Source organism: Streptomyces sp. NPDC002773 (assembly GCF_040295605.1).
GTDB lineage: Bacteria > Actinomycetota > Actinomycetes > Streptomycetales > Streptomycetaceae > Streptomyces.
In genome coordinates, this window is record NZ_JBEOVO010000026.1 from 1 (window position 1) to 14,532 (window position 14,532).

Genomic DNA, 14,532 nt, shown 5'->3' on the forward strand with positions numbered 1-14,532 from the left:
ACGGTCCGCCTGCTTGTCCTTCAGCGGGCCGATCACCGAGAGCGAGGGCCGCTGGGCCAGTACATCGCGTGCGACCTCCCGGACCTCGTCCGGCGCCTACTGGGGCCGGTCCTCACATGAGGTCCTTCACGCTCCCCCAGTCCGTCGCGGCCGACATCTTCGACGGAGCGGCGAAGGCGCCGGTGCCGTTACCCGCCCACCACCACAGGGAGCCGCTCGCGTCGACGCCGGCGAGGTCGCCCCGCCGGTCGCCGTTGAAGTCGCCGGCGAAGACCTTGCTCACCGGGCCGAAACCGGCGGCGGGCCAGGTCTGTACGGTGCCGTAGTCCCAGTGGCCGTCGCCGTACCCGGGCTGGATCAGAAGCCGCCCGTCAGGTACGTGCTCCGCCACGTCCATACGGCCGTCACCGTTGGAGTCCAGCGTGATCACGCTCCCCCCGAAGGCGTGTGCGGTCATGTACGCCCCGGGGAGGTACTCGCCGTCGCCGTTCCCCCGCCACCACCACAGGACATCGGTCTCGGGGTCGAGCTCCTGGATCCCGCAGGCGGCGAGAATGTCACCCTTGCCGTCGCCGTTGACGTCGGTGGAGGTGAAGTCCCGGCAGCGTGGCGGGTAGCCCTCCGCGAACACGCCCTGGGCGTGGTTGACGTCATCGGTCAGCGGCAGCGCCGGGCCGGTGATTCCGCCGTCACCGTTGCCGGTCCACCACCAGATGCGGTTGTCGGCGTCGACGGCGGCGATGTCGCCCCTGCCGTCGGCGTTGAAGTCGGCGGCGAAGACCTGCTTGTAGCCGTTGCCCCGGCCGTCCGACCAGATGAGCCGCTTGGTCGCCAGGGTGCCGTTGCCGTTGCCCGGATGGAGGGCGAGGTTGCCGTCGCTCTGGAGGGAGACGACATCGGTGACGCCGTCGGAGGTGAAGTCCTGCGGCGCGACGAGGCCCGGCGTGACGTGGTGCACGTTGCAGGCGGGCAGGCCGGGGAAGGGCACGGAACCGGCCCCGGTGATCCTGTCGGCGGGTACGTAACCCCAGCCCTGCCAGTTCGTCCAGCCGCTGGACGTGTCGCCCTTGACGTAGTACCAGATGCGGTTCCCCGCGCTGTTCATGTCACCGCTGCGCCAGCACACGAAGCCGTGCGGTCCCGCCAGGAGGTGGCCGGTGACCGGAGAGTCGGCGAACGGCTCGACGCGGACGTCCGACGCCTGCGCCTCGCAGCTCATCTCGGTGTGGAAGGCGTTGCCGTCGGGGTCCTCGTACGCCACCTGGTCGCGCAGGAAGCACTCCCCGTTGTACGCGATCTCGACCGTGAGGCTGACCGTGGCCACCTCGAACCTTCTGATGGTCTGCTTCGGCGGTGTCTCGGCGGCGGCCGAGCCCCGCAGTCCCAGGTCCACGATGGTGGTGCCGGCGAGGGCGGCCGCCTGCACCGCGCCCAGGGCGTTGAAGGTGAGCGTTCCGGCCGGGCAGGCGGCCGAGGCCAGTTTCGTCTTCCACGCCGCCTGGGTGTTCCACGTGGTCGTTGGTGTGGCGCGTCCGGTGTGCCACAGCTCCACGGTCGAGGCCGCGCAGTCCCCGGTGTACCAGGACATGTCCTTCACGGTCAGGGAGGCCTTCAGGACCTGACGGCCCGGCAGGTACGGCACGTCCATCTGGAAGAAGGCGCGCTGGCGCGGATAGGAGGTGCCGATCTGGTACTGGCCGATCTGAAGCTCGTGCCCGTACATCCAGCCGGACTGGGTGGGCCAGTAGGAGTTCAGCTGGCTCCAGGCCGACGGCTGCTTGCTGAACGAGGGGTCGACGTACACCGGGTAGGTGGTGTCCGCGTCCGTGAGCAGCTTCTGGTCAGGGACCACGGCGAGGCCGCCGGCGGTGACCTCGGTCCCCATGACCGCTTCCTTCTTCGACCCCTTCGCGCTGTCCCACATCCGTGGCGTAGGGCCGGAGAAGACCGTACGCCCCTTGGCGTCCACCGCCTTCAGACCCTGCTGGCCGTCACCGGTGACCTTCAGCCCGTCCGCCTTCAGCCCGAAGGCGACCTTCTTCAGCTTCGGGTTCTTCGCCGCCTTGGCGTTCTTGACCACGAGCACCTGCGAGAAGCCCTCCGCCTCCGCCGTGACCTGGAGATCGACCCCCGGCAGCACCTCCGCGTACGTCGCCACCGGGCCCGCGAGCTTAGGCTCCGGCAACTCACCGGGCCAGCTCATCTCCAGTACGTGCCGGTCGTCGTTGAGCCGCACCATCGGCCCGGCCCCGCCACCGGAGAGCTCCAGCCCGGCGGCCGCGGCCTTCGGCACCACGCGCCCGTCACGGGACACCAGAGCGGTGTCCACGGGGACCCACGTACCACCCTGCTTCACCCGCACCGGCGTCATGTGCTGCGTGAGCGTCAGCGTGCCGGAGGGGTTCACATACGTCTCGGATGTCTCCGTGCGGTTCTCCACCAGCTCCACGGGCTTACCGGAGGCGCGCGCCTCCGCCAGCGGGGAGACGTTGACGCCTTCGGGCCGGGCCGTTTCGGGCTCGGCGGCCGACGCGGCGTAACCGAGGGTCGTCACGGCCACAGCGAGGGCGGCGCAGGAAGCCACCATCCTGCTTCGCCTCGTCGTTCGTGATGTTCTGGGCAACACCGATCACATCCGTTTCAAAGCTGAACTCACTGGGGGAAGCGGAGCCGGGCGCCGGCGATGCCGGCAGGTACCGACCCGGACTCATGGAAGCGACCGGACCCGTCCATACCGCGGGCACCGGGGAAGCCCCGGGTACGGCGCCTGGGCGGGGGCGGGGGCTGGGGCCAGAGCGCCCCCGCCGGCATGTGACCCCAGGCCTGTCGGCCCGGGTTGTCCGCCACGTCGCCCTGGGTGTAGTGCCGGACGCTGTTCATGCCCGCGTGAGGGGCACCGATCTTCCAGCAGACGTACCAGCTGGACGCACATCCAGGATCGGCCGAGGCCGAGGCCGAGGCCGAGGACGCGGGAGTGCTTGCGGTCGCGCTCGTCGCGACAGCGCGTACCCGCGGGCAGCAGGACCCGGAGCCTGGAGGTCTTCTTCACGATGCAGCCCTCTCGATGAGGCATGGCTGAGCCAGCGTGCCCCACCGCTCTGACGCAGACCTGACGTACCGCTGCCGGTCCCATGACGCTGCGGTCCGGACGCCCGCCCCCGACAAGCCGACCGCTCCGTTGGTTGTACTCTCGCTGCGTTCTGCACCGGTGGCTCGACAGCACTTCCCCGGCACCGGCGTGCGCCACCCACCCGGAGTACGTGAACTGAAATGAACTTCACCGTAACCCCTCAGAACGTGACCGACGTCTACGGGCTGAACGGCGTCACTTACTTCCCGCACAGCGGCATCGCGGACCTCGACGCGCGTACTGCCGGCTTTCTGAGCGCCGTCGGGCTTCCCACGTCCGGCGTGTTCACCTCCCGCATGGACATCGAAGATCCTTACGGCCCTGACGTCGATGCCATCACGCTTGGCAGCCGGTTCGACCACTACGGTCTGCAGTGCCCTCTCGAGAGCCGAGCCTGGTGGAGTCTGGGATATCTGTTCACCTCGCTGCTCGCGCTCGACCCGAAGTCCGGCAAGATCTATGCCTTCTCCGAGGGAGCGGTCGACTACGTCGAGCTCCACCGCGACATCGAGTCACTCGTCTTCGCCCTCATCGAATTCAGGAAGGTCGAGAACGATCACGAGAACGACGCCGACCCCGAGGAACTCGCCGCCCGATTCCGCGAAGTTGTCGAGGCCTTCGACCCCACGCCGTTCGAGGACGAGGAGTCCCAGTGGAGCCTGTCCCTTGAGGAGCTCGAGCAAGGCATCTGGTAGCGCTCAGATGCCAGGGCCGTGCTGATCAATACGGGGGCCGACCAGGTACTGGGCACGTTCGGGCTTACCGGCGTCACCTATTTCCCCCACTCCACCGGCAGCCGCATGCACCCGGGCACAGCCAGGTTCCTGGCCACCGTGGGACTGCCGTCGAGCAGGCTGCTCTCCACCAAGCACGCGCAGAAGCCGTAGAGAGCCTTCGTGAACGCATCACCCAGGTCGACGAAACACCGTTCGCCAGCGAGGACGGCGCATGGAGCAGGTTCTTCGAAGAGGTCGCCCTCGGGATGTGGGGCTGACGCTCGCCGGTGAGAGGGATCGCCGGCTTCCACGTCCGTCCCTGGTTCTGTGTTTCAGTCGGTACTGCTCAGCGTTTCAGGGCGCGGCCCCTCAGATCGGGCGCACGCCTTCCTCCCGGTGGCCGGTACGCGGATGTGTGGAGGTCAGGTTGGGGGCAAGGTGGGAGGAATGACGATGTCACTTGGTGCCTTTGTCCTCGGCACGCCGGATCCGCCCGCGCTGGCCGACTTCTATCGCGCCCTGCTGGGCTGGCAGGAAGCTGAGCGAGAGCCGGAGTGGGTCCGGCTCAGGGATCCAGAGCAGGAACGCCCGAGTCTCAGCTTTCAGCTGGAAACCGATCACACTCCGCCCACCTGGCCGCAGCGCCCGGGCACTCAGCAGATGCAAGCGCACCTGGACCTGCAGGTCGACGACCTGGAGGCGGAGATCGAGCGGGCCTGCGCGCTGGGTGCGACGCTGGAGGAGTACCAGCCTCAGAAGGGTGTGCGGGTCCTCCGCGACCCTCACGGCCACCCGTTCTGCCTCTTCCTTCCGGGCGCCTGACGAGGGCGGCGTCACCTTCGGCCAGCCCTCAGCGGACGCGTCTCCTGTTCCTGGGTGACGGAGGTCTACGAGAGTGCCGGAGGGGCGGGCGGCGCGGACAGTGCCTGGCTCCGCCCGCCCCGCGCAGTTCGTTCAGCGTTCCTCGTCCGGGTAACCCCACTCGATCACGCCCTTCGCCGCCGGGGCGGCCTCGGCCACGGCGAACGCGAACGAGCTCTCGAACTCCGGCTGCCAGTGGCCGAAGCGGGTGATGCTGAGCGGGAACTGCGTCTCGCCCGACACGTAGTGGACACCGTCGTCGCAGGCCGTGCCGTAGCTGATCTGGTCTTCGATGCCCTCGTCGCGCAGCAGCTCGCCGACCGATTCGGCGACCGCCTCGGCCTGTGCCGCGTCCGTGAGCTGCGAGACGGTGAAGTGGATATTGATGTTGACCGACATGGCCCGCAGGCTACCGCCCGCCGCCGACAGGACAAGCCCCGCCAACGGCCGACGGCAATGAGGCGTGCCGCCCTTGGCGAGGCATCCGATCAGCACGGAAAGCGCCCCCGCCCGGGTGGGCAGGGGCGCATTCCGGGTCAGGTTCAGCCCAGCGGGCGGGCGTTCCAGACGTCGGCGGATATCTTCTGGCCGCCGGCGACACCCGCGACGGTGTCGAAGCGGAAGTGCACGCCGTTGTAGAGGCGGCTGATGGCGTTCTCGGCGGCGGCGGCGCTGAAGGAGCTCACGTGCCGGGTGACCCCACGGGCGTTCGGGTCGTCGGTCGTGCCCTCGTAGGGCATGGTGTCGGTCCCGAACCAGTTCTTCATGATGCCGGCCCACGTGGCGCCGAAGGTGGAGTGGCCGGACTGGTAGGCCGGGAAGGGGGGCGAGAAGTGGACGCCGTTGGCATCCTTGGAGGTGGGCTGCCAGCCCGGGTCACCGATGGTGTTGTCGTTGTAGTCGTTGGCGGCCTCGCGGACGGCCGACTGGGGACGCCACAGGTCGAAGCCGGTGTTCCACTTGGTGTCCCACGCCGAGATGGCGGCGTCGGCCAGGGCCACGGACAGGATGCCGAAGAGCTTGGCGGTGTAGAACGAGCTCGCGTTCGGCTTGTACTTCTGCAGGACCACCAGGGTGTGGTCGTACTGCTGGCCGGTCGGCTTGTAGGAGCCGTTCACGTCGTTGGCCCAGAACCGCGCGATCTGGGTCTGGTCGGCCGTGCGGACGGTGGAGTCCGCGGCGCCGAGGCTCTTCACCTCGTTGAGCTGGTCGGCGTACAGGTCGCTCGAGAGCAGCGCCTCCGGGGTCTCGAAGCCGCCGGGCTTGGCCGGGCGGTACTTGTCACCGGCGGAGATCACCCAGGGCTTGACCTTGCCCCAGTTGGGGCCGCCCGCCGCTACGCCGGGGGTGGTCGGCCGCCAGTGGCCGGGGGACATGACCGGCGTGTAGGGCGTGGTGTCCGCCGAGCCGTCGTCCGCCCGGTGCGCGATCAGCGCGTTGGCGATCTTCGTGCCCTGCGCCTTGCCGAGCTCCTTGTCCCTGTTCGTGGCGGAGGTGGGGAGCGCGAGGGCGGCGGCGAGGTCGTCCTCCAGGTTGACGGTCGGGAACGCCTCCTTCAGGGCCGTGTAGGCGGCGTAGTCGATGGCCGGGTCCAGCGCGCCGTAACGGCCGTACAGCTCGCGGGACCGGCTGAGGTACGGGCTCCCCACCGGGTGGATGGAGTTGACGGTGTCGTACACCGCGATGTTCAGGAGCGCACCGCCGCGGGTGATCGGACCGGCGATGCCGCCCGCCTCGCGGGTGGCCTGGAGCATGGCCCGCTCCCAGAACAGGACGTGGTCCGGGCCCTTCTTGCCGGCGGTGGCGGCCGGGACGGCGTCGACGGAGTTGATCTTGTTGTAGCCGTCCGGCACCGCCTCCACGGCGGTGGCGGCCTGTCCGGGTACGAGGGCAGCGAGGCTGCCGATGGCGATCGCCGCGACCAGGGCGAGCTTGCCGTGTCGGCGGGAGCCGTTGGACTTCGACATACCGGTTCCTTTCCGAGATCTGAACAGGGGTGGCCCGCGGTCGCATGGCGTTCGACACGGGCGGGGGGCCGTGGCCGGACCGGGATGAAGGTCGGCCGGCCGCCCCGGGAATGAAGCTAATTGCCCGCCAGGGGGGACGGCGGGGGCCTCCTCGATGCGAGGAATCGGCACTCCCGATAGGTGCCTCTCGGGGCGGCCACCCCGGGTGGACCGGCCCGGCGGCGACGGTGCCGTGGATACGGCGAAGGGCCCCGCACCATCGGTGCGGGGCCCTTCGGGTCGTGGCGGGTGTCACCGCGACGCGGCGGCGCGCAGTGCGGCGTTCTCCTTCTCCAGCCGTTCGAGGCGTTCGTGGAGACCGGCGTAGGCGTCCTCTATCTCGCGGGCGGTGTAGCGCGGCGTGATGTGCTGGGGGCAGTTCCAGTCGTAGGCCTCCAGCTTGATGAGGACCACCCGTTCCACGACGGCCCGGTAGTCGGCCCGTGTCAGGGAGCGGAGCAGGTCGGCGCCGGGGTCTTCGTCGAGGGTGGCGGTGCCGAGGATTTTCAGCCGGACCTGGTGCGCGTAGTCCATGAGCAGCAGGGCGACCCGGTCGTTGCCCTGGATGTTGCCGGTGGTGATGTACTGCCGGTTGCCGCGGAAGTCGGCGAAGGCGAGCGTGGTCTCGTCCAGGGCGTGCAGGAAACCGGGTGGGCCACCGCGGTGCTGGACGTAGGGCCAGCCGCTCTCTCCGGTGCTGGCGAGGTAGAAGCTGTCCCTCGTGGTGATGAAGTCGACTTCGTCGGGGGTGAGCCGGTCCGCGTTCGCCGGGCCTCGCTCGATCCTGGCGTACGCGGTGCGGCTGCCGTGGGCCAGTTGCCGGCCGCGGACGGCGGGGGTGAAGGCGAGCTGGGCGTATCGGCTGGTCACTGCGGCCTCCTCGGTTGGGGCGCGGCGGTGGTGACGGTCACCACCAGTAGGTGGGATAGCGCTGGGTCACTCCGCTGCGTCCGGTCAGTACGCCGACGGCGACGAGGACGAGGGTCGCCGCCGCGAGGATCGGCAGGAAGGGCAGCAGGGGCGCCTGTGTCGTGACGACGATGACCGCCGTGGCCGCGGCGGGCGAGTGCGGTGTCCGGCACAGGGCCATCACGCCGAGGGCGAGACCGCCGGCCAGGGCCGCGGCCCAGGCGGAGTGTCCGGCCACGGGCGCCACGGCGAACCCGGTGAGCGCGGAGAGGAGTTGGCCTCCGACGACGCTGCGGGGCTGGGCCAGGGGGAGGGCGGGGGCGCCGAAGACGAGCGCCGCGCTGGCCGCGAGCGGCGGGATCAGCCACATCTGGTCCAGCAGGGTTCCCACCGCGACGAGGGCGATCAGCGCGAGCGTGGAACCTGTCGTGGCGACGGCGATGACGGCGGATTGCGGGCGCTTGGGCGCTCGGCCCGCGAGGCGGCGGCCGAGGGTGGTCGCCTCGGTGGCTGTGGCTGTGGCTGTGGCTGTGGCTGTGGCGGTGTCAGTGGCGGTGTCAGTGGCTGCGGCTGCGGCGGTCTGATCGGACATGACTCTTCTCCGGCGAGCGGGACGGACGACGAGGGCAGTGCGGGCGACACGAGCAGGTACAAGGGAGACCAGGAGGACAGTGCGGGCGGCGCGGGTGACGCGGGAGGTACGGGCGGCGCGGAAGGGGCAGGCGACGCGGGAAGTGCGGGCCGGGGCCGGAAGGGCGGGCTACGAGGGAGGGGCGGACGGCCTCGGGGGAAGGCCGTCCGCCCCGGAAGGGCACGAAGCCGGGCGGGTGCCGGTCCGTACCGGTGGCCCGTTCAGCCGAGGTGGCTGACGACCGGCCAGTCGATGTCGACGTCGGCCGCCTTGTTGAGGTAGTTCGTGAAGACGTTGAGGGCGACGTTGCCGATCACCTCGGTGATCTCCGCGTCGGTCAGGCCCGCCTCGCGGGCGATCTTGATCTCGCCCTCCTCCACGCTGCCGTGGCTGCGGACGAGGGAGGCGGCGAGCTTGAGCACGGCGGCGGTCTTGGGGTCCGCCGAGTCGGCGCGGCGCGCACCGCCGGCCTCCGCCTCGCTGAGGCCGGCGAGGTTGGTGGCGATGTACGTGTGCGCCGAGAGGCAGTAGTCGCAGGAGTTCTCCTGCGCCACGACCAGGGCGATGGCCTCGCGGATTCCGACCGGCAGCGCGCCGGTGCCGAGGGCGCCGGAGAACTCCAGGTAGCCCTTGAGCACGGCCGGGCTGTTGGCCATCACCTTGGTCATGTTCGGCGTGACTCCGAGGGCCTTCTGCACGGCGGCGAGCAGGTCGGCGGCGGCGCCCTGGGCGGTGTCGGGCTCGATGATCGGCAGACGGGACATGCGGTCCTCCGTAGGTGCGGCAACCCAAGTTCTATTGGTTGCGTAACGTTCCTGGCGTTAGAACCATGGCATAGACTTCTCACGGTTGCAAGGTCGGCTTACCATCAAGAGATGAGACTGGAAGACCTCCAGGGCGGTGGCGCCCCCTTGCTGGGCGAGCCCCTCCCGATCGAACTCGGGAACGCGACGTACGCGGTCCGCGGGCGCCTGGTGGACGGCCTGCAGACGGTCGAGCACGTGACCGCGTGGTTCCGCGACAACAGGCACCGGTTCGCCGTGCCGCTGACCGACGAGGATCTGGCACTCGGCAGCGAGCGGGATCTGACCGCCACCAGGGCCCTCAGGGACGCCGTCCGCACCCTGATCGGCGTGGCGGTCAGGGGCGGAGACGCTCCCCGGGAGGCCGTGGAGACGATCAACGAACAGGTGCGGACGGCTCCGCGCTGGCGCGAACTGTCCTGGGACGAAGGACCGCGAGCGCTGGCCCGCGCTTCGGTCGACCACCTGGCCACGGCCCGGGCGGAGATCGCGCAGCACGCGGTCGACCTGTTCGGGGGCGGCGAGATCGAGCAGCTGAGGGCCTGCCACGCGCCTGGGTGCGTCCTCTACTTCCTCAAGGACCACCCCCGGCGGGAGTGGTGCTCGGCCGGCTGCGGAAACCGGGCCCGAGCGGCACGCCACTACGAACGGAACCGCAAGACGTCGTGAGCCCGCGCGGCCCCGTCCGCCGGATCACGCGGAGCGGACTCGGTGGGAACGGCCGCGGACTCGCGGGCCGCGGCGTTCCGGGGCGGGGGCCCGGACGGAAGCCGGGTGGCGACCGTGAGGCAGGCGGCCACCAGCACGATGTTCTTGATGATGTACTGACCCTCCATCGTCGGCAGCAGCGGTGAACCGTTGGTCCACACCAGCTCGGGCACGATGACCAGGGCGGTGAAGACGCCGGCCATGTGGACGAAGAACACCGTGAGGGCCGTACGCAGCAACAGGCCGGTGATCAGTCCGAGACCGATCGCCAGCTCCATGCAGGCCAGCAGGATCCGGGTGGCGTCGGCCGGGACCATCCCGAACGTGAGCACCTCCATGCACCGCGTCGCGATGTCCTCGGCCGGGCTCGCGCCGGGGAGGAACTTCAGTACGCCGAACCAGGCGAAGACGATCCCCACGCTGATCCGCAGGGCCGAGTCACCGTAGGGGCGATAGCGTGCGCCCAGATCGCGGGCCCCCACCCCCACGCGCCGGCGGAGACGTTCCAGGGCAGCATTCATAGGTCCCGTCCTTCGGTCGTTCGGAATGTGAACCGGGGTCGGGAGGGCGCGGCGCCGGCCGGACCGCTCGGCCGCAGGAATGCGGGCGGGTTCCGCCGGGACAGGTCGCGCCCCTCCACCCCCCGGGACGCTAGCCAGCCGTCACGAGGGCCACCGTGCGGATCTCGAATGACTGGCATCGGCCCCATCGATCCGTGGCGCCGGGACGGCAGGCGGCTCCGGCCACATCGATCCGCGGCACCGGGACGACGGGCTCCGGCCACATCGATCCGCGGCGCCGGGACGACGGGCCGCAGATGTCGGGTATGCGACGCACTCATGAACTCTTTTCGGCCAGGCAAGCCCCCGGCCCTCCGGGGGCTCTGACACTCCGTGAAGCGTTCCGGCCGACTGGCGGGTATGCGCCTTCCGCGCGACGGATGCCTTGACAGGCGCGAAGCCTCCGGCTTCGTCCGCGTCGCATTCCGGGCGGCGCGGCCGGCGACCCGGCGCCGCTCACGGAAGGTAGTTGTTCCGGACCCGGTGGGCCCCGTTCCGCCCGCCGCGCGCGGCGCGGCGCGTGTTGCCAAGGAACGTCCCACCGTGCCAGCATCCCTAACGGCAAGAAGTTGTTCCAATCATTAGATTGTGAGCATGGGGCCTCTGCCATGGGGGATTGATGGATTTCACGATGTACCAGCTCCGAACTTTCTGGGAAGTCGCGCGAACGGGGAGTCTCACCAAGAGCGCCAGGAATCTGGGATATGCCCAGTCGAGCATTACCACGCATATACGCGTCATTGAGAGCCGGGTCGGCGTCTCGTTATTCCAGCGCCTGCCGCACGGAGTTCGCCTCACGGCGGCAGGCGAGGTATTCCGCGATTACGTGGGCCGCATCCTCTCGGTCATGGACGAGATGTCCGCCGCGCTCAAGGCCAACGGGGAGGCCACGGGCCGGGTCGTCGTGGGTTCCACGGCGCTTCTCATGGAATACGAGATGGGTGAACTGGTCCGCGAGTGCAGGTACCGCTACCCCGGTGTGCAGGTCTCCCCGAAGGTCATGACCGCCACCCGGGTGGAGAGCGCCGTGGCGGCCGGTGAGGTCGACATCGGCCTGACCCTCACCGTCGATCCCGACGACGAGGTACCGCGTGCCCCCGGCGTCAGCCGCCAGACGCTCTTCAAGGTCCCGCTCGTGCCGATCGGCGGCACCTCCCCGGTGTCCGGCGCGGCGGAGGAGATCGACCGCGTGCTGGTCGTCGACCCCGACTGCGTCTCCCAGGAGGTCCTGCTCCGCCACCTCACGGCCGAGCACGGGATCAGCCCGTCGGTCCTCGAGGCCGGGTCGACCCGTAGTGCCATCAGCCTCGCCAGGGCGGGCCTCGGCGTCGCGATGGTCCCCCGGGTGGCCGTCGAGCACGACCTGGGCCGGGACTGCCTGGCCGTCGCCGAGGACCTGCCGTGCACGAACGCGTACGTCCAGGCGCTGTGGGCGGGCGCCACCTGGCTGCCGCCGGCCGTGTCCGCCTTCCTCGAACTGGTCCGCAAGGCGCCGGGCGTGGCCGCCAGGCAGGCCGTTCACGTCTGACGCCGCCCCCTTCCGACTCCGGCCGGCGCGTCAGCCCCCACAGGGGCTGCCGTGCCGGCCTCCGCCATTTCCGTTCCCGTGAATTGCGCCGACCCGGATCCTGGTTCTCGGATGTTTCGATTCCTGATATCGACTCCCCGCAGAAACCGGTGCGGCCGGCCGTCCTAGGCTTAGGAACGCAATAGCGCGACCGGCGCGTTCCGCGAACGGGAGATCCACATGACCGACATTCACTACATCAAGAATGTGTTGCGCAGCGGATTCGAAATCGACGACGTGGACTGGGTGGCGTGGCGGGAGCCGGGGCGCGTGGGTGTGGAGCACCACGTCCTCTGGGCTCCCGACAGCACGAAGGGTGAGGAATCCGCCGGCCTGCTGCTGCGCTTCCCGCCCGGTGCCCACGGCGACTACCACGAGCACCTGGGGTTCGAGCTGATGCTGGTGCTCGACGGCACCCTCGACCACAGCGACGGAGCCAGCTACGTCAAGGGGGACCTCGTCGTCGAGGCACCCGGCACCCGGCACCAGATGTCGAGCCGTACCGGCTGCACCGTACTCGCCATCCGCACCCGCCCCGCGGCGGCCCGCACCCCCCAGCAGCCGCTGCGCCCCGTCGGCCTGCCCGCCGCCCCCTAACCGGACGGGACGGGGCGGTTCCCTGCCCTGGCCAGCCGCCCCGTCCCGTCCCCCGGTGCCTCCTCCGTCCGACCGTCATGCCGTCACCCGCGCCCAGGCGCCGACCGAAAGAGCCCCGCCTTGTCCACGTACCACGCCCCCGCCCTCCCCAGCCGACGGCAGGACGCTCCTGAACCGGCCGCCGAGGATGCCGTCCGGCGACGCGGCGACCATGTGCTCGTGTCGAGCGTGTCCTCCGACTCCCACACCTGGAACCTGGTGTTCCTTCAGCTTCTGCTGGAGGAGAGGGGACACGAAGTGACCAACATCGGCGCTTGCGTGCCCGACCAACTGCTCATCGACGAATGCCTGCGGGTCAGGCCGGACCTGGTCGTCATCAGCAGCGTCAACGGACACGGGGCGCTCGACGGCGCCCGGGCCGTCCGCCGCCTGCGCGACCACCCGGACCTGCGGGACATACGCGTCGTCATCGGCGGCAAGCTCGGGGTGCGCGGCGCCGAAGCGGGGACCTACGGGCCCGAGCTGCTGGCCGCCGGCTACGACGCGGTCTTCGAGGACGCCGCGGGCGTCGCGCGGTTCCGCCGGTACCTCGACCGGGCCGCCACGCCGGCGGTCGCCGCCTCGGGCGCCCCCCGATGACCACGACGGTCCCGCAGGGCGTGTTCGCCTCGGCGGTCACCGCCGCCGGCCGGGCCGGGGAACTCGTCGTACAGCCCCGCATGGGCTTCGCCGACATCCCGAGGATGCGGGACGGCCTGCACGCCGTCGCACGAGCCCACGCCCGCACGGTCGGCACGATCACGATCGACAGCTACACCCGGGTCGGGGACCACGACTCCGCCCGCCTCGCCCTGGCAAAGGGAACCGACCTCAACGGCTACCCCCTGGTCGCGCACGGCGCCGCCACCACCCGCGACCTGGTGGCCCGCCTCATGGCCGACGGCTTCGCGATCCAGGTGCGACACGGCTCGGCCGACCCGCACGCCATCATCCGCACGCTGCTCGACGCCGGACTCGACGCCACCGAAGGCGGTCCCGTCTCGTACTGCCTCCCGTACAGCAGAACGCCCGTCAGGACCTCCGTCGACGCCTGGGCCCGCAGCTGCGAACTGCTGGCCTCGCGCCCCGGCACCCACCTGGAGAGCTTCGGCGGCTGCATGCTCGGCCAGCTCTGCCCGCCCGGCCTGCTCGTCGCCCTGTCCGTCCTCGAAGGCCTCTTCTTCAAGCAGCACGGGCTGCGCAGCGTCTCGCTCAGCTACGCCCAGCAGACCCACCACCAGCAGGACGTGGAAGCCCTCCTGGCGCTGCGCACCCTCGCGGCGGAGCACCTGGCCGGACTCGACTGGCACGTGGTGCTCTACACGTACATGGGAGTCTTCCCCCGCACCACGGCCGGCGCGCTCCGGCTGCTCAGGGACAGCGCGCGACTGGCCGCGCTCACCAGGACCGAGCGTCTGATCGTCAAGACGCCGGCCGAGGCGCACCGGATCCCCACCGTCCAGGACAACGTCCACGCCCTGGAGGAGGCCGCACGGGCCGCCGCCGCGCACCGGGACCTGACCGCGGTCGCCTCCGAGGAGTTCGGGGTACTGGCGGAGGCACGCACGCTCATCGAGGCGGTACTCGAACTCCACCCGGACGTCGGACACGCCCTGACCGAGGCGTTCCGCCGCGGGATCCTCGACGTCCCGTACTGCCTCCACACCGACAACGCCCAACGCTCCCGCGGGTACATCGACGCGCGCGGCAGCCTGCAGTGGCACTCCACGGGCGCCATGCCGATCCGCGCCCTGCCCGTGCCGGCACGTGACCGGCTCAGGGCCGACGACCTGCTCGGCATGCTGTCCCACACCCAGGAGACCTTCGACCGGGCCGCCCTGAGCGAGAACGCGGAGCGCGGCGGGAGCGGCGTCCTCCCCGGCTGACGTACGCCGAACCCGACGCACGGTCGACCGGCGTAAGCCCTACCTGGCGTACGCACGGCCGACCGACGCACGTCCTCCACCGTCCCGTTCCCTCCACCGTCCCGTTCCCTCCTCCACCG

At 70.4% G+C, this 14,532-nt stretch carries 15 protein-coding genes and 1 pseudogene; 9 read left to right on the top strand and 7 right to left on the bottom strand.

Annotation, left to right across the window (positions count from 1 at the left end; translation table 11 throughout):
- Window positions 1-112: 112 nt before the first annotated feature.
- Complete coding sequence (locus ABT034_RS26160; protein ID WP_351219275.1) at window positions 113-2,587, bottom strand: FG-GAP repeat domain-containing protein; 2,475 nt, start codon at window positions 2,585-2,587, stop codon at window positions 113-115.
- 683 nt (window positions 2,588-3,270) lie between these two features.
- Here ABT034_RS26160 and ABT034_RS26165 point away from each other — a divergent pair.
- The 3 genes from ABT034_RS26165 to ABT034_RS26175 all read left to right on the top strand — a co-directional run bounded on the left by ABT034_RS26165 (window position 3,271) and on the right by ABT034_RS26175 (window position 4,668).
- Window positions 3,271-3,825 (top strand): SUKH-4 family immunity protein, encoded by a 555-nt coding sequence (locus ABT034_RS26165; protein ID WP_351219277.1) that lies wholly within the window; start codon window positions 3,271-3,273, stop codon window positions 3,823-3,825.
- 18 nt (window positions 3,826-3,843) lie between these two features.
- A complete protein-coding gene (locus ABT034_RS26170; RefSeq protein WP_351219279.1) occupies window positions 3,844-4,017 on the top strand; it encodes a hypothetical protein in 174 nt (57 codons plus the stop codon).
- Between the two features lie 276 nt (window positions 4,018-4,293).
- Window positions 4,294-4,668, top strand: coding sequence for a VOC family protein (locus ABT034_RS26175; protein WP_351219281.1), 375 nt, complete (start codon window positions 4,294-4,296; stop codon window positions 4,666-4,668).
- A 132-nt stretch (window positions 4,669-4,800) separates the two neighbouring features.
- On the opposite strand, the gene ABT034_RS26180 is transcribed toward ABT034_RS26175, so the two are convergent.
- The 5 genes from ABT034_RS26180 to ABT034_RS26200 form a co-directional block, all read right to left on the bottom strand.
- Window positions 4,801-5,106, bottom strand: a complete 306-nt coding sequence (locus ABT034_RS26180; RefSeq protein WP_351219283.1) for a hypothetical protein — start codon at window positions 5,104-5,106, stop codon at window positions 4,801-4,803.
- A 143-nt stretch (window positions 5,107-5,249) separates the two neighbouring features.
- Complete coding sequence (locus tag ABT034_RS26185) at window positions 5,250-6,674, bottom strand: vanadium-dependent haloperoxidase (protein ID WP_351219285.1); 1,425 nt, start codon at window positions 6,672-6,674, stop codon at window positions 5,250-5,252.
- A 291-nt stretch (window positions 6,675-6,965) separates the two neighbouring features.
- Complete coding sequence (locus tag ABT034_RS26190) at window positions 6,966-7,583, bottom strand: pyridoxamine 5'-phosphate oxidase family protein (protein ID WP_351219287.1); 618 nt, start codon at window positions 7,581-7,583, stop codon at window positions 6,966-6,968.
- Between the two features lie 37 nt (window positions 7,584-7,620).
- Window positions 7,621-8,214, bottom strand: coding sequence for an HPP family protein (locus ABT034_RS26195; RefSeq protein WP_351219289.1), 594 nt, complete (start codon window positions 8,212-8,214; stop codon window positions 7,621-7,623).
- 260 nt (window positions 8,215-8,474) lie between these two features.
- Window positions 8,475-9,017, bottom strand: a complete 543-nt coding sequence (locus ABT034_RS26200; protein ID WP_351219291.1) for a carboxymuconolactone decarboxylase family protein — start codon at window positions 9,015-9,017, stop codon at window positions 8,475-8,477.
- A 111-nt stretch (window positions 9,018-9,128) separates the two neighbouring features.
- Between ABT034_RS26200 and ABT034_RS26205 the strand changes: the two genes are divergently transcribed.
- Window positions 9,129-9,725 carry a CGNR zinc finger domain-containing protein gene (locus ABT034_RS26205; protein WP_351219293.1) on the top strand — a complete coding sequence of 199 codons (597 nt, stop codon included), beginning with the start codon at window positions 9,129-9,131 and terminating at the stop codon, window positions 9,723-9,725.
- On the opposite strand, the gene ABT034_RS26210 is transcribed toward ABT034_RS26205, so the two are convergent.
- The gene (locus tag ABT034_RS26210; protein WP_351219295.1) at window positions 9,698-10,285 is read right to left on the bottom strand and encodes a DoxX family membrane protein; all 588 of its coding nucleotides are present in this window, start codon (window positions 10,283-10,285) and stop codon (window positions 9,698-9,700) included. The two genes, ABT034_RS26205 and ABT034_RS26210, sit on opposite strands and share 28 nt — an antisense overlap.
- Window positions 10,286-10,955: 670 nt before the next feature.
- Here ABT034_RS26210 and ABT034_RS26215 point away from each other — a divergent pair.
- The 5 genes and pseudogenes from ABT034_RS26215 to ABT034_RS26235 all read left to right on the top strand — a co-directional run.
- Window positions 10,956-11,123: pseudogene (locus ABT034_RS26215) on the top strand (helix-turn-helix domain-containing protein); the annotation flags it as partial.
- A 48-nt stretch (window positions 11,124-11,171) separates the two neighbouring features.
- Complete coding sequence (locus ABT034_RS26220) at window positions 11,172-11,852, top strand: substrate-binding domain-containing protein (RefSeq protein WP_351219442.1); 681 nt, start codon at window positions 11,172-11,174, stop codon at window positions 11,850-11,852.
- A gap of 219 nt (window positions 11,853-12,071) precedes the next feature.
- The gene (locus ABT034_RS26225) at window positions 12,072-12,488 is read left to right on the top strand and encodes a cupin domain-containing protein (RefSeq protein WP_351219297.1); all 417 of its coding nucleotides are present in this window, start codon (window positions 12,072-12,074) and stop codon (window positions 12,486-12,488) included.
- A gap of 213 nt (window positions 12,489-12,701) precedes the next feature.
- Window positions 12,702-13,127, top strand: coding sequence for a cobalamin B12-binding domain-containing protein (locus tag ABT034_RS26230; RefSeq protein ID WP_502973061.1), 426 nt, complete (start codon window positions 12,702-12,704; stop codon window positions 13,125-13,127).
- Complete coding sequence (locus ABT034_RS26235) at window positions 13,124-14,413, top strand: methylaspartate mutase (protein WP_351219301.1); 1,290 nt, start codon at window positions 13,124-13,126, stop codon at window positions 14,411-14,413. The genes ABT034_RS26230 and ABT034_RS26235 overlap by 4 nt, the downstream gene beginning before the upstream one ends.
- Window positions 14,414-14,532: the final 119 nt, after the last annotated feature.